At 63.2% G+C, this 26,906-nt stretch carries 21 protein-coding genes and 5 pseudogenes; 12 read left to right on the top strand and 14 right to left on the bottom strand.

What is annotated here, in order from left to right; genetic code table 11:
- The first annotated feature begins 144 nt into the window (after positions 1 to 144).
- From purE to H9K75_RS15190, 4 genes are all read left to right on the top strand, one after another.
- Positions 145 to 642, top strand: coding sequence for a 5-(carboxyamino)imidazole ribonucleotide mutase (gene purE / locus H9K75_RS15205; RefSeq protein ID WP_187723253.1), 498 nt, complete (start codon positions 145 to 147; stop codon positions 640 to 642).
- Positions 639 to 1,817 (top strand): 5-(carboxyamino)imidazole ribonucleotide synthase, encoded by a 1,179-nt coding sequence (locus tag H9K75_RS15200; RefSeq protein WP_187723252.1) that lies wholly within the window; start codon positions 639 to 641, stop codon positions 1,815 to 1,817. The genes purE and H9K75_RS15200 overlap by 4 nt, the downstream gene beginning before the upstream one ends.
- Before the next feature lie 2 nt (positions 1,818 to 1,819).
- Positions 1,820 to 2,818, top strand: coding sequence for an L-threonylcarbamoyladenylate synthase (locus H9K75_RS15195; protein WP_187723251.1), 999 nt, complete (start codon positions 1,820 to 1,822; stop codon positions 2,816 to 2,818).
- An 87-nt stretch (positions 2,819 to 2,905) separates the two neighbouring features.
- Complete coding sequence (locus H9K75_RS15190; RefSeq protein WP_319016829.1) at positions 2,906 to 3,877, top strand: SGNH/GDSL hydrolase family protein; 972 nt, start codon at positions 2,906 to 2,908, stop codon at positions 3,875 to 3,877.
- A 146-nt stretch (positions 3,878 to 4,023) separates the two neighbouring features.
- Here the strand turns inward: H9K75_RS15190 and H9K75_RS15185 are convergent, their stop codons facing one another.
- The 3 genes and pseudogenes from H9K75_RS15185 to dacB all read right to left on the bottom strand — a co-directional run bounded on the left by H9K75_RS15185 (position 4,024) and on the right by dacB (position 7,657).
- Positions 4,024 to 4,695: an OmpW/AlkL family protein gene (locus H9K75_RS15185; protein WP_187723250.1), complete on the bottom strand. Its 672-nt coding sequence runs from the start codon at positions 4,693 to 4,695 to the stop codon at positions 4,024 to 4,026.
- Between the two features lie 33 nt (positions 4,696 to 4,728).
- Positions 4,729 to 5,883: an SGNH/GDSL hydrolase family protein gene (locus H9K75_RS15180; RefSeq protein WP_187723249.1), complete on the bottom strand. Its 1,155-nt coding sequence runs from the start codon at positions 5,881 to 5,883 to the stop codon at positions 4,729 to 4,731.
- 237 nt (positions 5,884 to 6,120) lie between these two features.
- Positions 6,121 to 7,657, bottom strand: a pseudogene (gene dacB / locus H9K75_RS25570) (D-alanyl-D-alanine carboxypeptidase/D-alanyl-D-alanine endopeptidase).
- A gap of 148 nt (positions 7,658 to 7,805) precedes the next feature.
- Between dacB and tsaB the strand changes: the two are divergent.
- The 5 genes and pseudogenes from tsaB to corA all read left to right on the top strand — a co-directional run bounded on the left by tsaB (position 7,806) and on the right by corA (position 11,023).
- Positions 7,806 to 8,518 (top strand): annotated as a pseudogene (gene tsaB / locus H9K75_RS15170) (tRNA (adenosine(37)-N6)-threonylcarbamoyltransferase complex dimerization subunit type 1 TsaB).
- 104 nt (positions 8,519 to 8,622) lie between these two features.
- Positions 8,623 to 9,108, top strand: a complete 486-nt coding sequence (gene rimI, locus H9K75_RS15165; protein WP_187723248.1) for a ribosomal protein S18-alanine N-acetyltransferase — start codon at positions 8,623 to 8,625, stop codon at positions 9,106 to 9,108.
- Entirely contained in the window at positions 9,105 to 9,263 is a 159-nt protein-coding gene (locus H9K75_RS24070) for a hypothetical protein (RefSeq protein ID WP_226858252.1), read from the top strand. The genes rimI and H9K75_RS24070 overlap by 4 nt, the downstream gene beginning before the upstream one ends.
- Positions 9,263 to 9,898 (top strand): uracil-DNA glycosylase family protein, encoded by a 636-nt coding sequence (locus tag H9K75_RS15160; RefSeq protein WP_226858250.1) that lies wholly within the window; start codon positions 9,263 to 9,265, stop codon positions 9,896 to 9,898. The genes H9K75_RS24070 and H9K75_RS15160 overlap by 1 nt, the downstream gene beginning before the upstream one ends.
- Before the next feature lie 138 nt (positions 9,899 to 10,036).
- A complete protein-coding gene (gene corA, locus H9K75_RS15155) occupies positions 10,037 to 11,023 on the top strand; it encodes a magnesium/cobalt transporter CorA (protein ID WP_187723247.1) in 987 nt (328 codons plus the stop codon).
- Positions 11,024 to 11,740: 717 nt separating this feature from the next.
- On the opposite strand, the pseudogene H9K75_RS15150 reads toward corA, so the two are convergent.
- The 3 genes and pseudogenes from H9K75_RS15150 to H9K75_RS15140 form a co-directional block, all read right to left on the bottom strand.
- Positions 11,741 to 12,507, bottom strand: a pseudogene (locus H9K75_RS15150) (5'-methylthioadenosine/adenosylhomocysteine nucleosidase).
- A gap of 50 nt (positions 12,508 to 12,557) precedes the next feature.
- Positions 12,558 to 14,240 (bottom strand): long-chain-fatty-acid--CoA ligase, encoded by a 1,683-nt coding sequence (locus H9K75_RS15145; protein WP_187723246.1) that lies wholly within the window; start codon positions 14,238 to 14,240, stop codon positions 12,558 to 12,560.
- A 249-nt stretch (positions 14,241 to 14,489) separates the two neighbouring features.
- Complete coding sequence (locus H9K75_RS15140; RefSeq protein ID WP_264293809.1) at positions 14,490 to 15,002, bottom strand: MOSC domain-containing protein; 513 nt, start codon at positions 15,000 to 15,002, stop codon at positions 14,490 to 14,492.
- Positions 15,003 to 15,644: 642 nt separating this feature from the next.
- Here H9K75_RS15140 and H9K75_RS15135 point away from each other — a divergent pair.
- Positions 15,645 to 15,998 carry a hypothetical protein gene (locus H9K75_RS15135; RefSeq protein WP_187723245.1) on the top strand — a complete coding sequence of 118 codons (354 nt, stop codon included), beginning with the start codon at positions 15,645 to 15,647 and terminating at the stop codon, positions 15,996 to 15,998.
- Positions 15,999 to 16,006: 8 nt separating this feature from the next.
- Here H9K75_RS15135 and H9K75_RS15130 read toward each other — a convergent pair.
- The 5 genes and pseudogenes from H9K75_RS15130 to fba form a co-directional block, all read right to left on the bottom strand.
- Positions 16,007 to 17,430, bottom strand: a pseudogene (locus tag H9K75_RS15130) (NAD(P)(+) transhydrogenase (Re/Si-specific) subunit beta).
- 2 nt (positions 17,431 to 17,432) lie between these two features.
- Entirely contained in the window at positions 17,433 to 17,765 is a 333-nt protein-coding gene (locus tag H9K75_RS15125) for an NAD(P) transhydrogenase subunit alpha (protein ID WP_187723244.1), read from the bottom strand.
- 212 nt (positions 17,766 to 17,977) lie between these two features.
- Positions 17,978 to 18,580, bottom strand: coding sequence for a hypothetical protein (locus H9K75_RS15120; RefSeq protein ID WP_226858248.1), 603 nt, complete (start codon positions 18,578 to 18,580; stop codon positions 17,978 to 17,980).
- 71 nt (positions 18,581 to 18,651) lie between these two features.
- Entirely contained in the window at positions 18,652 to 19,767 is a 1,116-nt protein-coding gene (locus H9K75_RS15115; protein WP_187723243.1) for a Re/Si-specific NAD(P)(+) transhydrogenase subunit alpha, read from the bottom strand.
- Between the two features lie 265 nt (positions 19,768 to 20,032).
- Positions 20,033 to 21,097 (bottom strand): class II fructose-bisphosphate aldolase, encoded by a 1,065-nt coding sequence (fba, locus tag H9K75_RS15110; RefSeq protein ID WP_187723242.1) that lies wholly within the window; start codon positions 21,095 to 21,097, stop codon positions 20,033 to 20,035.
- 240 nt (positions 21,098 to 21,337) lie between these two features.
- Between fba and H9K75_RS15105 the strand changes: the two genes are divergently transcribed.
- On the top strand, positions 21,338 to 21,940 hold the full coding sequence (locus tag H9K75_RS15105) for a phosphatase PAP2 family protein (RefSeq protein ID WP_187723241.1): 603 nt from the start codon (positions 21,338 to 21,340) through the stop codon (positions 21,938 to 21,940).
- On the opposite strand, the gene pyk is transcribed toward H9K75_RS15105, so the two are convergent.
- From pyk to H9K75_RS15090, 3 genes and pseudogenes are all read right to left on the bottom strand, one after another.
- Positions 21,888 to 23,324 carry a pyruvate kinase gene (gene pyk / locus H9K75_RS15100; RefSeq protein WP_187726062.1) on the bottom strand — a complete coding sequence of 479 codons (1,437 nt, stop codon included), beginning with the start codon at positions 23,322 to 23,324 and terminating at the stop codon, positions 21,888 to 21,890. The two genes, H9K75_RS15105 and pyk, sit on opposite strands and share 53 nt — an antisense overlap.
- Before the next feature lie 120 nt (positions 23,325 to 23,444).
- Complete coding sequence (prfH, locus tag H9K75_RS15095; RefSeq protein ID WP_187723240.1) at positions 23,445 to 24,059, bottom strand: peptide chain release factor H; 615 nt, start codon at positions 24,057 to 24,059, stop codon at positions 23,445 to 23,447.
- Positions 24,050 to 25,219: pseudogene (locus tag H9K75_RS15090) on the bottom strand (RNA ligase RtcB family protein). The gene prfH and the pseudogene H9K75_RS15090 overlap by 10 nt, the downstream one beginning before the upstream one ends.
- A 530-nt stretch (positions 25,220 to 25,749) precedes the next feature.
- Here H9K75_RS15090 and H9K75_RS24065 point away from each other — a divergent pair.
- Positions 25,750 to 26,838, top strand: coding sequence for a hypothetical protein (locus H9K75_RS24065; RefSeq protein ID WP_226858792.1), 1,089 nt, complete (start codon positions 25,750 to 25,752; stop codon positions 26,836 to 26,838).
- Positions 26,839 to 26,906 lie beyond the last annotated feature (68 nt).

Here is a 26,906-nt window from a genome sequence, read left to right as displayed (position 1 = left end):
GCATGCAAAGTACACGCGCCGCGCATCGGTATTTGGGCCGGGTGAACCCAAACGCGAGCCTGTTCGGCGCGGCAGTCTGACAAAAAGTAAAATCGTGGGTTACACCCCAGCGGGCAGGCCCTTGCCGCCCCTCGCACCTACCAAATGAAATCCATCCAAATCGGCGTGGTGATGGGCTCCAGCAGCGACTGGGACACCATGCAGCACGCAGTTGCCATCCTCGAACAATTCGGCATCGCCCATGAGGCGCAGGTGGTGTCGGCCCATCGCATGCCCGACGACATGTTCCGCTATGCCGAAGCCGCCGCCGATCGCGGCCTCAAGGCCATCATCGCCGGTGCGGGTGGCGCGGCCCACTTGCCGGGCATGATCGCGGCAAAGACCACGGTTCCGGTGCTTGGCGTGCCGGTGGCAAGCCGCCATCTCCAAGGCGTGGATTCGCTGCATTCGATCGTGCAGATGCCCAAGGGTGTGCCGGTTGCGACGTTCGCCATCGGCACCGCCGGGGCTGCCAACGCGGCGCTGTTCGCCGTGGCCTTGCTCGCCAATGAAGACCCGGCGCTGCGCAAGAAACTCGAAACGTTCCGCGCGGAGCAGACCCTTGCGGCACGCGCGATGACCCTGCCTCCGGTTTCCGCATGAGCGCGCAGGACCGCGATACACGCGTGATTCTTCCCGGTGCCACGCTGGGCGTGCTCGGCGGCGGCCAGCTTGGCCGCATGTTCGCGCAGACCGCGCAGGCGATGGGCTATTTCACCGCCGTCCTCGACAAGGACGAGACCAGCCCCGCCGGTCTCGTCAGTCACCACCACATCCGCAGCGGCTATGAAGACCCGCAAGGTCTGGCCGAACTCGCCCGGCTCTGCGCCGCCGTCACCACCGAATTCGAGAACGTACCCGCCGGTTCGCTGAACCGGTTGGCCGAGTCGCTGCCGGTGTCTCCCGCCGGTTCCGCCGTGGCGATTGCGCAGGACCGTGCGGCCGAGAAGGCGCATTTCGTGAAGTGCAGCGTGCCCTGTGCGCCCTATGCCGTGATCGAAACGCCCGGGCAGCTTGCCGCCGTGAACGATGTGCTGCTGCCTGGCATCGTGAAAACCGCCCGCATGGGCTACGACGGCAAGGGTCAGGTGCGCGTGACCACGCGCGAAGAGCTGAACACCGCATGGGAGCAATTGGGCCGCGTTCCCTGCGTGCTCGAAAAAATGCTGCCGCTGGCACTCGAATGCTCGGTGATCGTCGCGCGTGGCCGCGACGGCACTATCGTGAATCTGCCAGTGCAGCGCAATCTGCACCGTGACGGCATTCTCGCGGTCACCGAAGTCTACGCAGGCAACCTGCCGGCCACCCAGGTCGAAAAGGCCATTGCCGCCGCCAGGTCGGTGGCCATCGGCCTCGACTACGTCGGCGTGCTCTGCGTGGAATTCTTCGTGCTGACCGACGGCATGCTGGTGGTCAACGAAATCGCGCCACGCCCGCACAACAGCGGACACTACAGCCAGAACGCGTGCGACGTCTCGCAGTTCGAGCTGCAGGTGCGCTGCATGACCAATCTGCCGCTCACGCAGCCGCGCCAGCACAGCCCGTCAATCATGCTGAACCTGCTGGGCGATCTGTGGTTCAAGAACTCGTCCGAGGCCAGGTCGCCCGCGTGGGATCAGGTACTCGCCCTGCCCGGCTGCGCCCTGCATCTCTACGGCAAGCACGACGCCAAGCGAGCGCGCAAGATGGGTCATCTGAACATCACCGGTGCCACGCCCGAAGCAGTGCGCGCGACGGCGCTCAAGGCCGCCGCGATTCTTGGCATCGAGCCGTTCTGATCATGATTCTCGACGGAAGCCTTCCGAAGTCGATCCAGGCCGCAGCCGAGGCGCTCGCGCGCGGCGAGCTGCTGGGCATGCCGACCGAAACGGTCTATGGCCTCGCAGCCGACGCCGACAACGACGCGGCGGTCGCGCAAATCTTTGCCTCCAAGGGCCGCCCGACCAACCATCCGCTGATCGTGCATGTGGCCGACGCCGAAAGCATCAAGCGCTACGCCAGAGAGGTGCCGGTGTTCGCACAGCAACTGATCGATGCGTTCTGGCCCGGCCCGCTCACCGTGATCCTGCCGCGCCTGCCTCAGGCCGCGAAGGCTTCGACCGGTGGGCAGGACAGTGTGGGCCTGCGTTGCCCCGCGCATCCCGTCGCCCATGCGCTGCTGCTCGCCTGCCAGTCGCTCGAATCGCCCGTGTGGGGGGTGGCCGCGCCGAGCGCCAACAAGTTTGGCCGCGTGAGCCCGACGACGGCGCAGCATGTGGCATCGGAGTTCGGCGACGGTCTGCTGGTGCTCGATGGCGGTGCCTGCGAGGTCGGCATCGAATCGACCATCGTCGACTGCACGCGCGGCGCGCCGGTGCTGCTGCGCCCCGGTGCCATCACGCGCGACGATATCGAGCGCGTCTGCGGCATGCGCGCCCTGTCACGCGAGGAACTGCCCGAACACACGCCCCGCGCATCGGGCACGCTGCTCGCGCACTATGCGCCCAGCGCGACGGTGCGGCTGATGAATGCCAAGCAGATCCAGACCGCGCTTGAAGTGCTGGGCATGGACGCAGCAAACATTGCGATCTACACGCGTGCGCGCATGCTCACGCCCGCCAGGAACGTGGTGTTGCGCCGCATGCCGGACGACGCGCAGGAGGCCGGCAAGGAGCTGTTTGCCGCGCTGCGTGATTTCGACACCGCCAAGGTCAAACTCATCTGGGTGGAATGGCCACCAGAATCGGCGGACTGGGAAGGCGTTCGCGACCGGCTGCAACGCGCTGCGGCGGCGGCATGAAACCGAAGCTCCTACAGTTTGTAGCGGATGCTCCGCCCATGATTGACAGGCACTAGTTACACTCACCTCATCGTATTGGAGATTTATATGGCAGCAAATTGGATGCGCCGCACTTTGGTGGCAGCGGCCTGCGCATCGGCAGCCCTGCTCACCGCTTGCGGCTCCAGCAGCGTGGAGTCGGCGATCAGCCCTGAGCGTTTCATCGTCTTTGGCGACGGTCTTGCAGACCAGGGCCAGCTCGGCAGCACGTACAGCGTCAACGACGGCAGCATCAACAACTGGACCGTCCAGCTCGCGAGTCGCTATGACGTGAAGATTGCACCGTCATCCAGCGGCGGCACAAATTACGCCTACGGCAACGCCCGCATCTCCCAGAAGCCGGACGCGACCGGCAACAACGCCACGCCTACCGTCGTCCAGCAGATCGACGCGTTCCTCGCGGGCGGCAAGCTCAACAACAACGACATGGTGGTGGTCAGCGCAGGCGTGAGCGACGTGATCGCCAACACGCTGGCCTTCCTCAACGGAGCCATCACGGAAGAACAGTTGATGAAGAACGCCGAACAGGCGGGCGCGGATATGGCCGCGCAGGTCAAGCGCCTGAATGCCGCAGGCGCGAAGCACATCGTCGTGACAGGGTCCTATGACCTGAGCCGCTCGCCCTGGGCCAAGGCCATCGACAAGGAGCAACTGCTTTCGCGCGTGAGCATTGCAATGAACAGCAAGATCAAGATCGACATCAACGAGATGGGCGGCAAGCAGGTGTTGTACGTGGATGTGCCCTATCAGGTGAACCTGTTCGAGGGCGACCCGAACCGCTACGGTTTCAGCAACGCCGAGAAGCCCGTGTGCAATTCGATCGATCCCGGCAACGGCATCGGCATCGGCACCAACGAGGTCAATTCGGCACGCTGCACCACCAGCACGCTGATCGATGTGAACTACAACCGCTATGCGTTTGCCGACAAGATCTACTTGACCCCGAGGCGAATCGCCGTCTGGGCGACTTTGCGCGCGACATCGTCGCGCGGCAATGGTGATGGTCTGATCCATCCCTGATCGGCTGAGTCCGGATTTGCGGGCGGCCACTGGTGCGAAACCGGTGGCCGCCCGTTTCATTTCATGCAGGTGCCCGGCGAACGCTGGAAATGCGCATAAAAAAACCGACCCCTGGGGTCGGCTGCTGAACACCCTGGAGACCGGTTTCAGAACTTGTAGCCAATGTCGATGGAAACGACGTCGGGGTTGAGTTTCACCGAGATGCTCTGGCCCGTGGACAGATGCGCCTTGGTCTTCAGGAACGACTTGTAGTACGACGCGTTGAGGAACCAGCGCTCGTTGATGTTGTAGACAAAACCGATCTGCGGCGTCAGTGCGAACTTGTTGTCCATCTTCGCCGTGGTCGGATTGTTGGGCGTGCCGCCCGTCAGGCCCGTCAGCGTGGCCGTCGTGCGGTTCTTGAAGAACTTCGCATAGGTCACGCCGAGACCGACGTAAGGCCGGAAAGCCGCATTGGCCTCCAGGAACCGGTACTGCACGAACAGCGTCGCGGGCAACACCTTGACCTGTCCGAGCTGGCCCACGCCATCAATCGCACCGTCACCGAAGAACTTGTGCTTGAACGGCAGCGCCAACGGCACATCGAGCGCGATGTTGTCTGTGAGCATGTAGTTCACACCGCCCGACAGCTGCGTCGCATCGTTGACGTCGATCTTGGTTCCGGGAAAGCTGGGTTCCGAGAGATTGCCGCTGGTCACGTCCGGCATGATGCGCGTGGCGCCGATACGGGCGCTGAACGTGCCCGCCACCTGTGCCTGCGCGCCAACGCCGGCGGCCAATACGAGCAACGCTGCGCCCGTCTTGAAGAAGCCCTTCATATATTGCCTCCTGTATGCAATGTTCTGTTCGGATCAATACCAGCCCGCACGCGAGAGCGAACGCGATGCCAACTGGCTCATCAACTGCTGACCGTAAGGCGTGGGGTGGAAGCTGTCGGCAAAACCATAGGACCTCCACCAATTGGCACCACCGCTCGCGCCTGTGGGCGGCGTCCGTGCCGACAGCGCCTGGGCCGTGCAGCTCGTGAAGGTGTAGGTTGGCAGGCCCGAAGCATCCTGACCGGTCGGCGGGCAGACCGGATCCGTCACGTTCTGATAGGAGTATTGGCTGGGATTCGCAGCCTGATCCCTGAACGAGTCATAGAAATCCACCAGCGCCAGACGAGAGTCGGTCCCCAGGCTGGTGCCCAGTTGCGTGTTGAAGGTCTGCACCCAGGTGTCGAACAGCGTGTTCAACTGCTGCGCGGCCGCAGCGCCCTGTGTGGCGGTGATCCGCTTGAGCACCATCTGGAACTTCGGAGTGAGCGTCACACCCGGCATGTTGAGCACGGCCACGCGCGGAGCGCCCTTGTCCAGCACGTTGGTCTTGATGTTCCTCGCGAAGTACCCGGCCAGCGCCTGCATGTAGGCAGCGCCCGCCTTGGGCATGCCGGCTGCGCCTTGCGCAGCGAGCGCCTGCACGGTCGGGGCGTCCAGCATCGTGCCGATCAGCGCAAAGAAGCTCTTGCCGCCATCGGTCGAGGCTGCAAGATAGGCACCGAACAGGTCGCCCGCGTCGTTGCCGCCGCCGTCGATCAGAACCAGCTCTTCGGCGTTGTAGGCCGTGGCTGCGGCATCGGCCATCTGCTTGGTGATCGAGTGCGGATCCTTCGGATTGGCGAAGTAGTTGATGCGTCCGCCAGCTACGGCGAAGTTGTTGCAGCTTGCGACGGTCGTGTAAGTCGATGCGTCTGCGGCGCGGTAGTGCGAGCAAAGCGGCACGCCGTAGCGTTTCGCCACATGCTCGACCCACAGCCACGATGGTCCATTGGCATCATCCGGATTACCGGCATTCTGCACGGTCGCCTTGAAGCCGAACGTGCCGGTGTCCGACAGGCTGTCGCCCATCACCCGAATCTTGGTGACATTCTGCGCCGGCGTGGTGTTTCCGCCTCCACCGCCACAGGCTGTCAATGCCACTGCGGCAACTGCCGCGGCGATCCAGTGCATACGCATGCGTGCTTTCATTTAAAAGGCTCCTTCATTGAATCGAACGACCGTTCGTTTTTTTCAAAATGATAAAGATGATTCACCAGTACTCATATTTGGGTAAACACTGACTTCCCGTCGAAACAACGCTGCGACAACGGAATTCGGCCATTTCCAATAAAAATTCTCGGGGAAAACGATAGGAACGCGCTTACAAATATGGCCCCGGAATCTTCGGGGCCATGGTTGCTTTTGTCCACGCGTTTCGGCACGTCGTCAGCGTTGCTGCGAGACCTTGGGCGCGTTGCTCGCCAGATTCGGCGTTGCGCTCGGCGCATCCTGCGCTGCCCAGTCCACCAGTGCGTGGAGCGCGGGCCGCGCGTTGGGCGCCAGTGGATGATTGATCATCCCCACCAGCAGGTAGCGCTTGCCGGAGTGGGAGTTCACCACCCCCGCCAGCGCGGTCACATCGCGCAAGGTGCCGGTTTTCAGGTGTGCCATGCCCTTGGCACCCGAGGTGTTCACGCGGCGCAGCGTTCCGTCCACACCAACGATGGGCAGCGAAGACAGCAGCTCGGGCATCTGCGGCGACGCCCAGGCGGTCTGTAGCATGCCGGCGAGCGAGCGCGCGGTGATGCGCTCCTCGCGGCTCAAGCCCGCGCCGTTCTCCCAGACCGGCGGCGTGAGTTGCGGCCAGCGGCTGCGCCACCAGTTGCCGATGACCTGCCGACCCGACTCCCACGAGCCGCGTCCCGTGGACTGCAGACCCAGCGTGAGGAACAGTTGCTGGGTCATCACGTTGTTGCTGTATTTGTTGATGTCGCGAATCACTTCCGCCAGCGACAGGGACTTGTTCACGAACGCGGGCTTGAGGCCCACGGGCACCTTGCCATCACGCACCGTGCCCGTGATCTTGCCGCCGAGTTCGCGCCACATGCCCTCGATGGCGCGCGCCGCGTAGCCATCGGGGTCGGCCGGGGCAATGCTCCACTCGCGTTCGCCGCATGACGAAGGAAACTGCCCGGCAAAGCCGATGCGCCCGGCCTCGGCCAACTCGGCCCTGAGCCCCGCCTGCCAGTCGCCACAGCTCGTCGAGGAAGGCGCAAGCGGCACTGTCGCGGGCAGTTGCATACCCCCATCGGCGGCTCGTAGGTGATGCGCGCCACGCCAGACGCCACGTCGGGCACGAAGCGCATGTTCATCGCCTTGAAGTTGATGAGCAGCGCATCCGGCGCCACGTTGTACGGGCGCCAGGGTTCGCCATCGAACTTGGCCGCGTCGCGCGTGCCGATGTCAAACGCCGTCCGGTCGAGCACGATGTCGCCGACGATCACGGTCACCCCCATGCTGCGCAGGCGACGCATGGTCAGCCACAGGCGTTCGAGCACGAGTTGCGGATCGCCGCTGCCCTGAATGTAGACATTGCCGCGCAATGCGCCGTCCTGCGGCTGGGCATCGAAGAACACCGGCGTTTCCCACTGGAATGCAGGGCCGAGCAGCTCCAGCGCCGCGTAGGTGGTGACGAGCTTCATCACCGATGCGGGATTGGCCGCTTCGTCGGCGCGGTAGGCCAGCTTCGTGGCCCTGGCGGGGAATCGAGTTCGACCACCATGGCCGAGAGCGCCTCGCGCGGCACCTTGACGCGTTGCAGCGCAGCCTCCACGGCGGGCGGCAGCATGGTGTTTTGTTGGGGCGAAGCCACCGGTGGTGGAGCCGGTACGGCGGCCCGCCCGGTCTGGGCCGTGGCGAGAGCGCACCATCCCGTCAGCAGGGCGCAGGCGATGACGGAAACGACGGGGAATTTCAATGACATCCCGCAAGTCTATGATTTATCGGGCTTTTCAGCCAACAAAGCTGGCAAGGCCCACGGACATTGTCGCACGGCGATAATTCCTGGAGCGCCTTGCCCGTGCACGACGCCCTCCCCCGCCGCTTCGCTCGCCCTCGTTTTCCCCCGCACCATGAATCTTCTTGCGCTAGACACCAGCACCGATACGCTTTCCGTTGCCGTTCAAAAGGGCGACGGCGCGGTGCTCGAGTGCAGTGCGCCCGGCGGCGCGCAGTCGTCCGCCGCGCTGATTCCACTGATCCGCGATGTGATGGCCCGCGCGCAGTTTTCCTTCGATGATCTCGACCTGATCGTCTTTGGTCGCGGTCCTGGCTCGTTCACCGGCCTGCGCACCGCGTGCTCGGTGGCCCAGGGCCTGGCCTTTGGCGCGCGCCATGGCAAAGGCGTGCCCGTGCTGCCGGTGGATTCGCTGCTCGCGGTCGCCGAGACCGCGCGTTTTGAACACGGATCGACGCAGGTGCATGCGGTGCTCGACGCGCGCATGAACGAGGTCTATGCAGGTGCCTATCTGTGGGATGCAGACAACAGTCAATGGCGCAGCCTGGGTGACTTCAGCCTTCAGCCGCCGAGCAACTGATCGTCGCGCCGGGCTTCACCGTGGCCGGCAATGCGCGTGCGGCGTACGGCGAACGCCTGGCTCCGGCCGGAAACCACGTGTTGGCGCTGCCCAAGGCCGCGGCCATGCTGCGTCTCGCGCCGGGGCTGCTCGCGCAGGGTCTGGCGGTTGCGGCAAGCGAGGCCCTGCCGCTGTACATCCGCGACAAGGTGGCGCAGACGACGGCGGAGCGCGAACAGGCCAAACGGTTGGCGCAGCCGAGCGAATGACGCGCGCCGAGGACCGTTCTGTTGGTACATTCGTGAGGATCGGGGAAGCGGCAGACCTTTGGTGGACTCGCCCGCTCCGGCCTACACTCCCACTCCAACAATTCATGAGCGCCCATCCCATAGACCCGCCCCAGGATGCAGACGAGGATCTGCACTTCGAGCTTCTGACGCTGTCGCGCCTGGAGGCACTGCTGGAGGTGGAAGAAAGCGCTTACTCCCATCCCTGGACGCGCGGCAACTTCATCGACGCGATGGCGTCGGGCTACCAGATGCAGTTGCTGCTGAACGACGAAGCGCTGCTGGGCTACTTTGTCGCGATGCAGGGCGTGGACGAGGTTCACCTGCTGAACATCACCGTTGCACCCGACCACCAGCGCAAGGGCTTCGCGCATTTGCTGCTGCAGGCGCTGGTGCTTTGGGCGCGCTCTCAGAATGCTCAGTGGCTGTGGCTCGAAGTGCGTGTGAGCAATACGCGGGCCCGCGAAATCTATGAAAAATTCGGCTTTCGCCGCGTCGGTGAACGCAAGCGCTATTACCCCGCCGACATGGGCGAGCGCGAAGACGCCGTCGTCATGAGCATCCCACTATGAGCCTCGAACTCGACGCACGCCAACGTGCCATGCTGCAGGAAATGGGCATCACGCTCTGGCAACCCGTGGCGAAAACGGCGGACGCCGCGCCCCCCGCGCCGCAACGCGCGCCGCCGCTGATGCGGCAAATGATGATGATGATGTCGCGGTGCTGATGGCGCCGCCCGCCATCGAACGCCAGACCGCACCCGCAGCGGCGCGCCCCGTTCGCGACAGCGCGCCGGTGCTTGCGCCCACGAACCATGAGCCCGCCGCCGCACCCGCCACCTCGGTGCTGCGCGCGCCGCAGCCTCTCTATCCGGATGCCGACGCCGCGGCCACACCCGCAGAGCTGGGCTCGGGCTGGCTGGTGGTCTTTGAAACCACAACGCCCGACCAGCCGTTCGGCGGCGACTCCGGCAAACTGCTCGACAACATGCTTCGCGCCATGCGCCTGCACCTGCATCCGCGCACCTTTGCCTGCGTGCTGGAGCGTTCCGCGCCCGGCGGCGCGCAGTCGCAACAGCAGGACTTCCACACCGACGCCGTCAAGGCAGCGCTTGCCCACGTGCTGGACGAGCTTCAGCCTTCGATGGTGCTGATCCTCGGTCTGGGTGCGGCGCGGGCGACCCTTGGCAATCGCGAACCGCTGGGCCGCCTGCGCGCCGCGCAGCACCCGCTGTACAACGGCACGCCGGCCATCGTGAGTTACGACCCGGCCTATCTGCTGCGCGCGCCCGACGCCAAGGCATCGGCCTGGGCCGACCTGTGCCGCGCACTTGCCGTGGTGCGCAAAGCTTCCCAAGCCTGAACAGGCTCGCGCGGGTGCCATAATCGCGGATTATTTTGTGGAGACAGCTTCCGTGGAAACCTACCCTGGTCGGTAGCGTTCAGCCCCTGGGCGAACCACTATTCGCCCTCGCACACACATATTCGGGAACGCCGAGCAATGCTCAACATCTTCACGCTCGCCAACGGTCGCCTGGTTCAGGAAGAAATCGAATCGCTGGAAGAACTCAAGCGTTTTCAGCCCATCTGGGTGGACCTGGAATCGCCCACGGTCGAGGAAAAGCGCTGGGTCACGCAGCACTATGGCCTGTCCATCCCCGAGGACGCGACCGATGACGACCTCGAAGAATCGGCCCGCTTCTACGAAGAAGACAACGGCGAACTCCACATCCGCAGCGACTTTCTGGTCGACATCGACGACGACCCGCGTGCCGTGCGCGTCGCCTTCATCCTGAACCTCGTCAACGATTCGCTCAAGAGCAAGGGCGTGCTGTTCTCGATCCACGACGACGACGTACCGGTGTTCCGCCTCGTGCGCCTGCGCGCGCGCCGCGCGCCGGGACTGATCGAAGACGCCAAGGAAGTTCTGCTCAAGCTCTACGACGCCGACGCCGAGTACTCCGCCGACACGCTCGAAGGCATCTATGACGAACTGAAACTCGTCAGCACCCAGGTGCTCTCCGGCGACGTGACCGACGCCAAGGCCAGCGAGGTCCTGGCCGCCATCGCCCGGCAGGAAGACCTGAACGGCCGCATTCGCCGCAACATGCTCGACACGCGCCGCGCGGTGAGCTTCATGATGCGCTCCAAGATGCTCAACGCCGAACAATTCGAAGACGCGCGCCAGATTCTGCGCGACATCGAATCGCTCGACAGCCACACGGCGTTCCTGTTCGACAAGATCAACTTCCTGATGGACGCGACCGTCGGTTTCATCAACATCAACCAGAACAAGATCATCAAGATCTTCTCCGTGGCCAGCGTGGCCCTGCTGCCACCCACCTTGATCGCCAGCGTGTACGGGATGAACTTCAAGTTCATGCCTGAGCTGGAGTGGGAGTTTGGGTATGGCTTCGGGATTGGGTTGATGATCTGTAGCGCGCTGATTCCCATGCTTTACTTCCGTAAGCGTGGGTGGTTGAAGTAGGAGCCGCTGGCCGGGACTCGCCCCGGCGGGCGAATTACTTTATTTTTTCAAAAAAGAAAATAATCAAAGAAAGTTGAGCCCGCTGCCTACGACCCTCGCGTTGCGAGGGCGACTTGGGGCGAACCGAGCGTATTTCTCGGTATCCCCTCTGACTTGCCTGCCTGAGGCCGCTGGCCGGGTCTCGCCCCGGCAGGCGAATTACTTTCTTTTGTCAAAAAAGAAAGTAATCAAAGAAAGTTGAGCCCGCTGCCCACGACCCCTCGCGTTGCGAGGGGCGACCTGGGGCGAGACGGTCGTGCGGTGCACGGCAAAACTCGCTGCGAGCCTGCGGCTCTCCGCTCAAACAATTGCCGTGAGCTAGACGTTGAAGCTGTTGCGTCACTTGACGCAACAGCCACCGCACGACCGCCTCGCCCCAGGCGTGGTCAGAGGGCCAGGGATCGGGAGTCGGCACGTCGCTGCGCTCGTGCAGTAGCGGGCGCATACGCCTCCACGCAACTCAACCCAGGCACGAGCGAAGCAAAGTGCCGAACGCACCTCTTTCCAGCTGACTTGCGGCGGTTGTCCGAGCGAAGTGACGAAGGAACGAAGCGAGTTCTGCCGCAGGTATTGAAAGCGCTTTTTGGTGCCTTTTTGGCAAGACAAAAAGGTACTGCGCCGCCGGGCGCAATCCCGGCCAGCAGCACAAAACCAATCCAACCAGCCAAAACAAAAAAATCAAAGAAGAGACAGGAACGCATGCACGACATGATCCGCATACCGACTCGCCACCACCTCCACAAACTGCAAAAAATCCAGATGCGCCGCGTCATCCGCGCGATCAGACACCGTCCGCACCGCAGCAAACGCAATCCCATAGTCAGCGCAAACCTGCGCCACGGCCGCCCCTCCATTTCCACCGCCAACACGGCATGTCCCGCTGACTCAAGCGAGGTCCGCAGCACGTTGGATTCAAGCGCGGTGCTCACAAACCGGTCACCGCTCACGATCAACCCCGTGTGCACGCGCGGCATGTGAGCGGGTTCCAGCCCGAGCGATGCCCAGTCGATCTCATGACTGTCTTGCTCCACCGCCCTGCGGGTCGCGGCGAGCAGGGCTTGCGTCATCACCGGATCACAGGGCATGCGGATCTGCGGATAGCCGGGCACGAGCCAGCGCTCGAAAATCGGCGAGGCGTCCATGTCGTGCTGCAGATACTCGCGCGCCACCACCACGTCGCCCACGCGCACATCGGCACCAATGCCACCGGCCACACCAGTGAACAAAATGCGCGTGACGCCAAAGCGCTCAGCCAGCACCGTCGCGGTCGTGGCGGCCGCCACCTTGCCGATACCCGACAACGCGAGCACCACCGCGTGCCCGTGCAGTTCGCCGCGCCAGAATGTGCGCCCGGAACGAGTGACGACGATCTTTTCGGGCTGTTGCAGTGCCTGGACAAGGCTGCCCTGCTCCTGCGGCAGGGCGCTGATGATGGCGATGGTCACGGCTTATGCTGTTTTTCTTCTTTTTCTTCAAATCGAGGCGGTGGGATGTCCTACTTCTTGTCGTCCCGCAACTCACGGCGCAGGATCTTGCCCACGGGGGTCTTGGGCAGGCTCTCGCGGAACTCGATGACGCGCGGGCGTTTGTAGCCCGTCAGGTTGTTCTGGCAGAACTCCTTGACCTGGGCCTCGGTCAGGCTCTGGTCCTTCTTCACGATCACGAGCTTCACGGCCTCGCCGGTCTTTTCGTCGGGCACGCCGACGACGGCACATTCCAGCACGCCGGGCAGCGTCGCCACCACGTCCTCGACCTCGTTCGGATACACATTGAAGCCGCTCACCAGCACCATGTCCTTCTTGCGATCCACGATCTTGAAATAGCCGCGATCATCGATGATGCCAATGTCACCGGTCTTGAAGTAGCCGTCCTCGGTCATGGCCTTGGCGGTTTCGTCCGGGCGCTGCCAGTAGCCGGCCATGACCTGCGGGCCCTTGATCACGATTTCGCCGGGGGTAGACAGCAGGATCACGTCCCGGCCCTGATCGTCCACGAGCTTCATGTAGGTGCTCGGAATCGGCACCCCGATGGTGCCCGAGAATTCCTTGGAGGTGATCGGGTTGCAACTCGCGGACGGACTGGTTTCCGACAGGCCGTAGCCTTCGACGATCGGGCAGCCGGTCTTCTCGAGCCACAACTTGGCGACCGCGCCCTGCACCGCCATGCCGCCACCGACGGAGCATTTGAGGTTCCTCCAGTTCACGGTCCCGAAATCGGGGTGGTTCGCAAGCCCGTTGAACAGCGTGTTCACCGCCGGGAAGCTGTGGAAGGTCTGCCTGGAAAGCTCCTTGAGCACACCCGGCAGATCGCGTGGATTTGGAATCAGGATGCTTTTTCCGCCAGTGCGCATTGACAGCATCATGTTCACCGTGAAGGCGAAGATGTGATAGAGCGGCAGCGCGCAGATGTTGGTGGGTTGTTCGCCCGTCGGCACCTTGCTCATCACGGGCGCATTCCAGGCCTCGGACTGCAACACGTTGGCGATGATGTTCCGATGCAAAAGCACCGCGCCTTTCGACACCCCGGTCGTGCCGCCGGTGTATTGCAGCAGCGCAATGTCGTCGGGCTGGATTGCGGGCTTGCTGAACGAAGCCTTCGCACCTCGGGCCAGCGCGTCGTTGAAGCGCACGGAGCCCGGCAGCGAGAACTGCGGCACGAGCTTCTTCACGTTGCGCACCACGTAGTTGATCACCGTGCCCTTGAGAAATCCCATGCGATCACCCATGGTGGCCAACACCACATGCTTGACCGGCGTGTTGGCGATGCAGGATTGCAGGGTGGCCGCGAAATTCTCCACGATGATGATGGCCTTGGTGCCCGAGTCCTTGAGCTGATGCTCCAGCTCGCGCGGGGTGTAGAGCGGATTCACATTCACCACCACCAGCCCCGCCCGCAAAATGGCCGCCACCGCCACCGGGTACTGCGGCACGTTGGGCATCATGATCGCCACGCGATCACCCTTCACCAACCCTAGCGATTGCAGATAGGCAGCAAGCTGGCGACTCTCCGCATCGGTCTGCGCATAGGAGAAATCCTTGCCCATGAAACTGAAGGCCGACCGGCCCGCGAAATCACGAAATGCCTGCTCCATGAGTTCGACCAGCGACTCGTACTGCGTTGGGTCGATATCGGATGGCACGCCCGGCGGATAAGCGCTGAGCCAGGGGCGATCTGTCATTCTGGGGTCTCCTGCTTTTCTCGAAGTCTGATGCAAAGAAATTTGGCTAAATCCCGGGCATTGTCCCGTGAGCCGTTGGATTTCGGAGTCTGGAATACCCTAGAGAAATGCGACGTTCTGCACGGTCGTTCACTTTTATCACAGACGCCTCAGAAAATGCGAATGCCTCGCATCTTCTGAGGGCATGGATGGTGCGTGAAAACCGGTGAATGAACGAACGAATGCAGCATGAAGCAGCAGCAGTGGCCGTCAGTGACCGCCGCCCTGCATGCGCCGACTCCAGTCCTCAACGCGAGCGGTCTTCATGCGCGCCTCGAACAACTTGCGCCAGCTTGGCGTCAGCGGCAACTCGAGCACCTCGCGCAGCGCTGTCTCGTCGGTCAACCGGTCGCGAATCATTTCCAGCAGCCGCGCAACGCTGTACTCCGGATGCGGCCGCGCAAGCAGCTCAAGCGCATCGCCCGCCCGCACCGCGCCGGCCTGCACCACCTGCAGATACCATCCCGCCATCAACGAATCCTGCACGCGCGCAGACATGTCGCGCACGCCAAAACGCAGATTCAGCTTGAAGCACGGCTGCCGCCCCTGGCTCACGAGAAACTGTGCAGACCCGATCTGCCAGCGATCACCTATGCACACATCCTGCTCACGCAACCCCTCGACGCTCAGGTTCTCGCCGAACGCCCCCGGCGCATCCCACAACGCATTGCCGGGCAACGCCTCCCGCCACCGCGCATAGTGCTCCCACGCATAGCAATGCACGGCCTTGTAGACGCCGCCATGAATGCGCAGATCGGCCTGCTCGTCCCCGCCAGCCCCATCTCGGCAACCTCGACAGCATCAGCCACCGGCAGTTTGCGAATCGCGCTGCGCGTTGCACCCAAAGCCTCGACACGCCCCACAAGCACCGCCCGAACGCGCGGAGAAAAATCAGCAGAGTTCATGCGACAAAGATACTCGAAACAAAAACAATCCACAGACCGCAGGCCACCATCTCGCGAAGTCGCGAGATGAAAAAAGGCGCGAGCGTAGCTATGCGCCGACCACCCCTCCCCGCATTCCCACTGACTTGCGGTGGTTGTCCGAGCGGCGCTACGCAGTAGCAAAGCGAGTTCTGCCGCAGGTATTCAGAGCGCGTCTTGGGTTACCTTTTGCGCGCAAGCAAAAGGAGACTGCGCCACCGGGCGCACATCCCGGCCAGAAAACTAAAATCCACCACAGACACCCACCATCTCGCGAAATCGCGAGATGAAAAAGGCGCGAGCGAAGCAATGCGCCGAACACCCCTCCCCGCATTCCCACTGACTTGCGGCGGTTGTCCGAGCGGCGCTACGCAGTAGCAAAGCGAGTTCTGCCGCAGGTATTCAAAGCGCGTCTTGGGTTACCTTTTGCGCGCAGCAAAAGGTGACTGCGCTGCCGGGCGCACATCCCGGCCAGAAACTCAAATCCACCACAGACACCCACCATCTCGCGAAGTCGCGAGATGAAAAGGCGCGAGCGAAGCAATGCGCCGAACACACCTCCCGCATTCCCACTGACTTGCGGCGGTTGTCCGAGCGGCGCTACGCAGTAGCAAAGCGAGTTCTGCCGCAGGTATTCAAAGCGCGTTTTGGGTTACCTTTTGCGCGCAAGCAAAAGGTGACTGCGCCGCCGGGCGCACATCCCGGCCCGAAACCCCAACCCACCACAAACGCAAAAAAGCCGCGCAAAGAAACAATCCCGCGCGGCACGATCAAGCCAAACCAAGCCGTGGAGTAAAGCCTTACTTACTCGATAGCCTTACCGATATCCTCCACCACCTTCTTCGCATCCCCAAACACCATCATGGTCTTGTCCATGTAGAACAGTTCGTTGTCCAGCCCGCATACCCTGCGGCCATCGACCGCTTGTTCACGATGATCGTCTTGGCCTTGTAGGCTTCCAGGATCGGCATGCCATAGATCGGGCTGCCCTTGGTGTGCGCGGCAGGGTTCACGACGTCGTTCGCGCCGAGAATGATGGCTACGTCCGCCTGCCCGAATTCGCCGTTGATGTCTTCCATCTCGAACACCTGGTCATACGGCACTTCGGCCTCGGCGAGCAGCACGTTCATGTGACCTGGCATGCGGCCCGCCACCGGGTGGATGGCGTATTTCACGTTCACGCCCTTTTCAATGAGCTTGAGCGCGAGTTCCTTGACGGCATGCTGGGCGCGTGCCACGGCCAGGCCGTAGCCCGGCACGATGATGACGGTTTCCGCCTGGCTCAGCACGAACGCTGCATCGTCGGCGCTGCCGCTCTTCACGGGACGCTGTTCGGCCTTGCCGCCCGTGGCCGCTGCCGTGTCACCGCCGAATCCGCCGAGGATCACGTTGAAGAACGAACGGTTCATCGCCTTGCACATGATGTAGCTGAGGATCGCGCCCGAGCTTCCGACCAGCGAGCCCGCGATGATCAGCATGCTGTTGTTGAGCGAGAAACCGATGCCCGCCGCAGCCCAGCCCGAGTAGCTGTTGAGCATCGAGACCACGACCGGCATGTCCGCGCCACCGATCGGGATGATGATCAGCACGCCGAGCACAAAGGACAGCGCGATCAGCATCCACAGGTCAAAGCGCGATTCCCTGATCGTGAAACCGACGATGAAGAACACCAGCGCCAGGGCAAGCACCAGATTCAGGATGTGCTGGCCCTTGAACTGCACGGGCGCTCCCTGGAACAGGCGGAACTTGTATTTGCCCGAGAGCTTGCCGAACGCGATCACCGAGCCGCTGAAGGTGATCGCACCGATGGCCGCGCCCAAAGCCAGTTCGAGGCGGTTGCCGTGGGGAATCGGCGAGTTGTGGCCTGTGATGCCAAAGGCCCAGGGCTCGACCGCCGCAGCGACGGCGATGAATACCGCCGCCAAGCCGATCATGCTGTGCATGAAGGCGACGAGTTCGGGCATCTTGGTCATCTCGACCCGGTTGGCCATGGTGGCGCCGATGCCGCCACCGACGACGAGTCCACCGAGCACCCAGAGCAGGCCCTGCGCGTGGTTGCCCGCGAGCTTGTAGATCAGCGCAGCGGTGGTGACCACCGCAATCGCCATGCCGACCATGCCGAAGACATTGCCGCGAATCGAGGTGGTGGGATGCGACAGGCCCTTCAGGGCCTGGATGAAGCAGACGCTCGCAATGAGGTACAGCAGCGTGACCAGATTCATGCTCATGTTCACGCCTCCTTCCTGGCCTCGGAGGCGGGAGGAGCCGTCTTGCGCTCCTTCTTCCTGAACATTTCCAGCATGCGCCGCGTGACGAGGAAACCACCAAAAACGTTCACCGCTGCCAGCGCCACGGCAAGCACGCCCATGGTCTTGCCGAGCGTGGTTTCGGTGAGCGCGGCGGCCAGCATGGCGCCGACGATCACGATGGCCGAAATCGCATTGGTCACCGCCATGAGAGGCGTATGCAGCGCCGGAGTCACCGTCCAGACGACGTGGTAGCCCACGTAGATCGCGAGGACGAAGATGATCAGATTGATCAGGGTTGGGGAAACGGACTCCATGAACGTTCTCCTTGGTGTTATGACGGGTGCTCCTGCTCACCTTGTGCCGGGCTGCGCTCCCTCCTGGTGTTCTGGCGCGCGCCCGGCAATGGGCTACTGAGGCAGCGGTACGGGAAACGGCGGCACGACGAATCTTCCATCCAGCAGGGCCACGCTGTTCTTGGCGGCCTGCACAAATTGTCCGAGCCAGCTCTGCGCGGGTCGGCCCGCCATCATGAACTCATCCGTGCCCACGGCTTTTGGCCGCAACAGGCGTTGGTCGACCAGTGCTTCGGCCAGCAGATAGCCGCCTTCCGCAGTCGCATACCGGTAGGACACATGCGAATACGGCGCGAGGGCATGGCATTGTGTTGCATGACCCACTTCTCCAGCACGGGACGGTTCTTCGTCAGAAACTCTTCGTTGTCTGCGCGCCGCTTGAAGCGCAGGCAGTCGATGCGAATCGGGCTACCTTTTGCGAAGTCATCGACCTGCACGCCCTTTTGATCCGGGCAGGTCTGGCTCCACAAGGTGGTGTCGCGCGGCGCATTCGTGGCATTGGTCTGCACGATGATCACGGCCAGCATTTCGTGCTGCGGTCCGCGCAGGCCCACGGCCTGGGTGCGCATCGGCAGATCGTGCGATACGTCGTCGGGCAGCACGTTGAAGAGCGCATCGTCACCCTGCCCCAGGTATTCCCAGTTGCCCGGCGGCAACTGCAACTCGGAGCGGCCAACCTTCACCAGATTGGGCTCGACCGGAGCACAGGCAGACAGAAACGCCGCAGATGCCGCAACCACGGCGGCCATCGCCAGCGCGGAAGAGCGCGTACGCACAGAAATCTTCTTTTTCTTCAACATGAAAAACCAAAATCCTTGCTATCTCGATCAGGCGGTTGGCGGGCGCTTCATTGGCGAGTGACGGCGCCGTCGTGCGCCACCAGACAGGCGACCACGATGTCGTCCTCGCGGTTGATGTGCAGCTTGCCGTCCTTGTCGATGATGAGTTTGAGAAAGTCCAGAACGTTGCGAGCGTACAGTGCCGACGCATCCGCCGCGACCAGCGCTGGCAAATTGGTCTCCCCCACGAGGGTCACTCCGTGCTTCACGACCGTCCGGTCGGCCTCGGTCAGAGGGCAGTTGCCGCCCTGAGCCGCCGCCAGATCGATGATCACCGATCCGGCTTTCATCGATTGGACCATCTCTTCGGTCACCAGCACCGGCGCGGCCCGCCCCGGGATCAGCGCGGTGGTGATCACGATGTCGGCCTGCGCGACGCGCTTGGCGACTTCGGCGCGCTGACGCGCAAGCCAGCTCTCGGGCATGGGGCGCGCATAGCCGCCCACACCTTCGGCGGCTTCCTTTTCTTCCTGGGTCTCAAATGGCACGTCGATGAACTTGGCGCCCAGCGACTCGACCTGCTCCTTGACGCTCGGACGAACGTCGCTCGCCTCGATCACGGCGCCCAGACGCTTGGCCGTCGCAATCGCCTGCAGACCCGCCACACCGACGCCCAGAATCACCACGCGCGCCGCCTTCACGGTACCCGCGGCGGTCATCAGCATGGGGAAAAAGCGCTGATAGCGATCCGCCGCCATGATCACCGCCTTGTAGCCCGCCACGTTGGCCTGCGACGAGAGCACGTCCATGCTCTGCGCGCGCGTGGTGCGCGGCGCGGCTTCGAGCGCATAGGCGGTGACACGGCCGCCCGCCATGCGCTGCAGACCGGCGGCATCGAACGGGTTGAGCATGCCCACGAGCGTCGTACCGGCTTTGAGCAGCGGCATTTCCGCCTCGCTCGGCGCACGCACCTTGACAAGCAGATCGGCGGCCCAGGCGGACTGCACATCCACGATGTCTGCTCCGGCTGCGGCATATGCCTCGTCGGTCACGCTGGCCGCAAGGCCCGCCCCGCTCTGCACGCGAACCGTGTGGCCCTGCGCCTTGAGCTTCTTGACCGTCTCTGGCGTTGCCGCAACCCGGCTTTCCCCAGCCAACGTCTCGGTCGGCACACCTATCAACATGGCTTCTCCTGGAGTCTTGAAATCTTTTTTATCTGGGAACCCTGTGCACGAATCGGATCGACGCTTGATTTGTGCCGCAGAGCATTTTGCGGGACGAATCGGCGCAGGCCTCACAAGTGTGAAGAAAGCTTACAAAAACCTTGAGAAATGCCCGGAGTTCAAGGGTTTACTCTCACTCTTCGGCCCAGCGCCACCGGCAAAAACAAAGCCCGGTGCCTCTTGCGAGACACCGGGCTTCGGTGTTTTTCAATCGAATGGAAACCGCTCAGTTCACCACTTGCTTGAGCGAACCGGCGGCGTACTTGGCGGCCATGTCGGTCAGCGGCACGCCCTTGATGCTGGCCGCCTGGCCCGAACAGCCGAATTCCTCATAGCGTTGCTTGCAGATCTGCTTGGCCGCTTCGCGCGCGGGCTTCATCCACTCGCGCATGTCGAACTTGTCGGGATTTTCGGCCTGGAACTTGCGCACCGCACCGGTCATTGCGAGACGGATGTCGGTGTCGATGTTGATCTTGCGAACGCCAAACTTGATGGCTTCCTGGATTTCCGCGACGGGCACGCCGTAGGTTTCCTTCATCTTGCCGCCAAACTGGTTGATGATCGCCAGCAAATCCTGGGGCACCGACGACGAGCCGTGCATCACCAGATGGGTGTTGGGCAGGCGCGCGTGGATTTCCTTGACGCGCTGGATCGACAGGATGTCGCCCGTGGGCTTGCGCGAGAACTTGTAGGCGCCGTGGCTGGTGCCGATGGCGATGGCCAGCGCGTCCAGTTGCGTGGCCTTGACGAACTGAGCGGCTTCCTCGGGATCGGTCAGCAGCGCGGAGTGGTCGAGCACGCCTTCCGCGCCCACGCCGTCCTCCTCACCGGCCATGCCGGTTTCGAGCGAACCGAGGCAACCCAGTTCGCCCTCGACGGTGGCACCGATCTTGTGGGCCATGTCAACGACCTTGCGCGTCACGTCGACGTTGTAGTCGAAGTCCGCCGGCGTCTTGCCGTCTTCACGCAGCGAGCCGTCCATCATCACCGAGCCAAAACCGAGGTTCAGCGCGCCCTGGCAAATGGCAGGCGACGTGCCGTGATCCTGGTGCATGACCAGTGGAATATGGGGATAGGCCTCGACGGCAGCCTGGATCAGGTGCTTGATGAAGGATTCGCCCGCGTACTTGCGAGCGCCGGCGCTGGCCTGCAGGATGACCGGTGCGCCCACTTCGTCCGCAGCCGCCATCACGGCCTGCACCTGTTCGAGGTTGTTCACGTTGAAAGCCGGGATGCCATAGCCGTTTTCAGCAGCATGGTCGAGCAATTCGCGCATCGAGACGAGAGGCATGGGGTGTTCCGTTGAAGAGTTTGTGATCGACTTGAACCGGTCGCACGAGTATTGCACTGTGTCAGCGCAGCTTGGTAACCGGTTGGTAACTCATGATTTTAGCGCCATGACCCGTCGGACCGGAATTACGGTGAATTGCCGCATTTCATGCCGTTTTCACAAAGTATTCAGACAGCTTTCATGTTCGGGGCATAGATTGACAGGCACCGCATCTTTCGGAACCCGCCCGCCGCTCCCGACATGCTGCCCTTCGACCATGCGCTCTTTCTGTCGCTGAATGCCGACCCTGGCACGCCCGCCTTCGTGGTGGCAGCGGCCAAATGGCTGTCGCTCGGTCTTCCGTCGTGCCTGTTCGGCACGATGATCGGCGCACTCGCATTTGCTACCCGGCCGGTGCGACGCGATCTGCTGGTCACGATTGCGGGCATTGCGCTCGCCGCGATGATTGCCTACGTCATCCGCCAGCACTGGCCCAGCCTGCGACCGGCGCAACTGGGCTGGGGAATTCAATGGCTGGAGCACGGCGCACGCGCGGGCTTTCCGAGCATGCACGCCACGCAGGCCTTCGCATTGGCGCAGGGCCTGCTTTTCGCGCCGCATGTCAGGCGCATGACACGCGGCCTGCCCGTGATTGCCACGGCGTGGCTGTGCGCATTCGGCATCGCCTGGAGCCGCGTGTGCCTTGGCGTGCACACGCCGTCGGACGTGATCGGCGGCGCGGCAACCGGCATCGTCGCCGCCTGCCTGATCGCCGCCGCAGCCCGGCAACTACTCAGGCGCGGCCCGATGTTCAATGGGCGCGGCAGATCTTCAGCATATTCGTCCCGCCCGGCGCTCCCATAGGTTCGCCGCAGGTGATCACGTAGAGATCGCCCTGCTGAACGATGTTGCGCAACTTGAGGTGGTTTTCCGCCTGATCGAGCGCCGTGTCGCGATCCGCGCTGGTGTCCATGAGCAGCGGGCGCACGTTGCGGTACATGGCCATCTTGCGCTGGGTCGCGACCTTGGGCGTCAACGCGTAAATCGGGATGTGGATGCGGTGGCGGCTCATCCAGAGCGCCGTCGAGCCCGAATCCGTCATCGCCACGATGGCCTTCGCGCCCAGATGGTGCGCGGTGAACAGCGCGCCCATGGCGATCGACTGGTCGATGCGTCCCAACGTCTGGCCGTGGAAATCGTCATCGCGATCGGGATCTTCCGCGGCCTCGGCCGCCGCGCAGATCTTCGCCATCTCGCGCACGGTCTCAAGCGGATAGCGGCCCGCTGCGGTCTCGGCGCTCAGCATCACCGCGTCGGTACCGTCGAGCACCGCGTTCGCCACGTCGCTCACCTCGGCGCGCGTGGGCACGGCATTGGTGATCATGCTCTCCATCATCTGCGTGGCGGTGATCACGAACTTGTCCATGTCGCGCGCCATGCGGATCATCTTCTTTTGCAGCGCGGGCACGGCGGCGTTGCCGACCTCGACGGCGAGATCGCCGCGCGCCACCATGATGCCGTCGGACGCGCGCAGAATCTCTTCGAGCAGCGGCACCGCTTCGGCGCGCTCGATCTTGGCGATCAATCCCGGACGGTGGCCGGTGCCCGCTGCCGCCACGTAACAGAGCTGGCGCGCCATTTCCATGTCGGTCGCGTTCTTGGGAAAGCTCACGGCCACGTAGTCGGCCTGAAAGCTCATCGCGGTCTTGATGTCGTCCATGTCCTTGGCCGTCAGCGCGGGCGCGGTCAGGCCGCCGCCCTGCTTGTTGATGCCCTTGTTGTTGGACAACTCGCCGCCGATCTTCACCACGGTGTGCACCGCATCGCCGCGCACGGCCGTCACCTCGAGCACGATCAGGCCGTCGTTGAGCAGCAGGGTGTCGCCCGGGCGCACGTCGCGCGGCAACTCCTTGTAATCGAGCCCCACGCCGTTGAGATCACCGGGCTCGGCGCGCGAGGCGTCCAGCACGAACGGCGCGCCGTCTTCCAGCATGACCTTGCCCTCGGCGAACTTGCCCACGCGAATCTTCGGGCCCTGCAGGTCGGCCATGATCGCCACCTCGCGGCCCGCGCGCTGCGCGGCGGCCCGCACCATCTCGGCGCGGTCGATATGGTCCTGCGCCTTGCCGTGGCTGAAGTTCAGCCGGACCACGTTCAGGCCCGAGGCAATCATCTTTTCCAGCAGTGCCGGATCGCTCGAGGCGGGGCCCAGCGTGGCAACAATCTTGGTGGCGCGGCGGATATGCATGACCATGAGTCTCTCGTCGGTATGTGTAATCGAGTTTCAATTTTTGCACAAAACGGGTTACATGGTCGGTACACATGCGCCCCGTTTCGTACAAAAACCGACATTACCCTATCGCTCACCTCATTCCCGTAACACCCGCACCGGATTGCCGCGTTCCAGCGAGCCATGCTGCTGGTTGCGGTCACGCCGCGCCAGATCGGCGTTTTGCTGGGCCAGCTCGGCGAGCTTCATCGCGATCAGCGCGCGCGCCAGCCGCTTGTTCGCATGCTGGCTGCGCTCGGTCATCACCTTGACGGAAATGCCGCTCGGCAGATGCGTTGCGTGCACCGCTGAGTCGGTGGTGTTCACGTGCTGGCCGCCCTTGCCCGAAGCCCGGCAGGCCTGAAATCGCAGATCGCGATCATCGAGCGCCGGATCGTCCTCGGCGACATCGCACCGGCGGATTCCGACAAACCAGTTCTTGCGCCGATGTCCGGGCCGAAATGGGCTCGCGAACACGCACTGCACCGTGCCCTCCCATTGCAATAGCCAGTCGTGCGCATGCGCGCCCTGCACCTGCAGCAGCACGGACTTGAATCCGGCCACCGTGGCGTTCTCTTCGACCGGGTGCAACTGCACCTCGGCACGCAACGCATCGCGCAGCATGGCGCGCAGCGTGACGGCCACCGCGCGTTCGCATTCGGACGGCCCCTGCGCGGCCGTGATCTGTACCAGGGTCGTGTTGTTCAGCAGCATGCGGAAAGCACTCCCTTCTTGTACGTCAGCAGCGGCCTGAAGCGCGCGATCAAGCGCACCAGTCCGGCATCGACGAGCGTTGCAACCACGGAGTCCACGTCCTTGTATGCCTGCGGTGCCTCCTCGTACAGCAGCTCCTTGTCATTGCAGACCACGGTGCTGCCAAAACGGGTGCGGCGCAACTCCTCCGATTTGAATTTGTGCGCCAGCCGCCCACACAATCGCCGCGTGCCCACTTGCGTCCCGCGCCATGCGCGAGCGAATCAAGCGCTTCGTGCCGATCCGCCACTGGCTCCACCAGATAGCTGTAGTCGCCGCGCGAACCCGGAATCATCACCATGCCCTGATCGGCCGGTGTCGCCCCTTGCGATGCAGAAAGCCGCGCTCGCCATCGACCTGAGCCGGCAACACATGGTTGTGGCTCACGTCGAGCAGCATCTGCGCCTCGGCGCGAATCGCCTGCAGAATGCGCCGCGCAATCCAGACACGGTTCAGGCACGCGAAGTCCAGCGCCGCGTCATGCTCGGCCAGATATTCGCGCGCCGCGTCCGCGCCAGCCATCAGCCCGCGTGGCCGTGTCCCTCGACATGCTTGCGCAAAATCGCACCGCCAAGCCCGCGCGAGCCGCTGTGCACCAGCAGATGCACGCGCTTTTTGTCGACGCGCGGGTCTTGCGGCGCATAGACCTCGTCCACCACCTGCAGCTCGGCAAAATGATTGCCGCCACCGATCGTGCCAAGGCTCTGCGCCAGCATCTCGCGCGTGGCCGGAAGATGCCCGGTGGCGATGCCATCGAGCTGACTGAGCGCATCGCTCATGAGACCGTCCGGCAGCGCACCGTCGATGTTGCCGATCTGCTTTTCGAGCTTGCTCGGCGATGCCGAGTGCGCCCGCAGATCGGTACGCCACAGCGCCATGCCGCAGCCGATGTCGCCGCCCACCAGCGCGGGATAGAAATGATCCACCGAAAAAAACGCCGCACCCACGGGATAACCGCGACCGGGATGCAAATCCGGCAGGCCCACCGCCGCGCGAATGTGCGCGAGCCGGGCCGTGGTGCGAAGTTGTTCGAGCGCGGCGTCTTCAAGCCACACACGCTCACCGGCAAACACGCGAACCTGCGCATTGCCGTGCTGATTTTGAATTGGGATAGTGCCCATACGATTGGAATCCGGAAAGGAATGATCCATCGCGCGGCGCGCACCGGGAAGGTGCCAACGTGGCGCGAAACAATGCATGCGACGCTGCGATGAAAGCAGGCGGCGGGCAGTCCGGAAGGCTCTTCCATCCATCAGCGCACGGCGAGATCCGATGCCTTGGTCTCGACCAGGCAAAGGGAAGAAGCGTGCGTACTGAAAACGGGACGGGAAAAGAAAAAGAGAAAACTCAGGCCTGCGCGGCCACCTCGTTCATGCGGCAAACGATGCGGTCTTGTAGTTGTTCTGCAGTCTTGTTCATGGTGCTGCTCCTTGACGTTTGGGATGAGAGGAATACGGAACTTGCTGGCTTGATGCATTGCGCACCAGGGCGAGCGACGAAGTCTATCGATGCGGCGCGGGTGTCGCAAGTTTTGCGTTGTCGATATGCCTCATTGATCCGGGCGATCTCCAGTCTCATGACAGGATCACAACAACTATCATGACGAAAATCCAATATGGCCAATCTACTCTGGCCCACACAAGGGAGCGAGATGCAATCGACCATGATGACCGTCCTCGTCACCGTACTGCTGTGCCTGCTGGTGCTTGCCCTGTTGTTCAAATACGGCCTCAGGTACTACGTCAGGCGCCGCCTCGGCGGGCTGATGACCATGGCGGCGGGGGTGAACGCCGGGCCGGCACCGATTCAGCCGCGCATCACCATGGAGCTGGAAAAACTCGCATTTCGCGACCCGCTCGTGCGCAGCTACATGGACGAACTCAAGATGTTGTCCTATCGTTCGTCGGGGCGCTACTCCGTTCCCGAGATGCCGCAACTGCGCATCTGGAGCGGCACCCATCACAAGGACGGCTCGCTGGCGCTGGTCATGGAATGCGGCGAGATGTTCACCTGCCTCGACGTGATCCGTTTTCATGAAGACGGCGGCGTCCTGGGCGTGGGCACGAATCCGTTCTACCGTCCCGAGAACTATCCGCCGCACATGTCCTACCGCCAGTTCCGGCTCGGAACCCCGGCGCGCGAGATCGTGGAATGGCTGCGGGATCAACCGGTGCAAACGCCCGTCATCCAAGTCACCCCGAAAAACCTGCGCGCGCTGAACACCCGCTTCTACGCCGAATGCACCGACTTCCAGCTCGCGCATCCGCTGCCGAGCCTCGCCGAGTACCGCGCCCGCGTGATCGAGGACGCGGCGCGTCTCGCCAAGCCAGCACCTGTCCTCAATGAAGCGCAATGGCGCATGGGCCATGAGCGGCATCGCACTTCGTTGCTTGACGCCCTCGATGGCGCGCTCAAGGATCACCTGCTCAAAAGCCATGCGGTCTCGGCAAGCGAATGGGACCAGGTGCAATACGACATCGTCTTCATCCATGACCGACTGACCGACGAAGACGTCGCCACGCGCGCCCTCGCGCGCAGCGAATGGACCGCGGACCACCCCGAGGTTCAGCCGCTGATGGGCAAGGGCATCGCGCCTGCCAAGCTCTTCGACGCCATCCAGGCACTGCTGCCGCACGGCGAACGCTTCAGTTTTCTCGCCACGGTCAGCAGGCCCGTTGCCAGCCGTGCCTATGCGCCGGAGGTCGAACCCGATTCGGTGATCGAGACAAGGATTCCCTGAGGCGTGACCGTCAACGCAACACCCTGACCGAGGTTCCGCCAAAGATGTTGTTGCGCGGTACCCCAGCC

Source organism: Diaphorobacter aerolatus, assembly GCF_014489535.1.
Lineage (GTDB): Bacteria > Pseudomonadota > Gammaproteobacteria > Burkholderiales > Burkholderiaceae_C > Diaphorobacter_A > Diaphorobacter_A aerolatus.
This window is presented reverse-complemented; position numbering and strand designations above follow the sequence as displayed.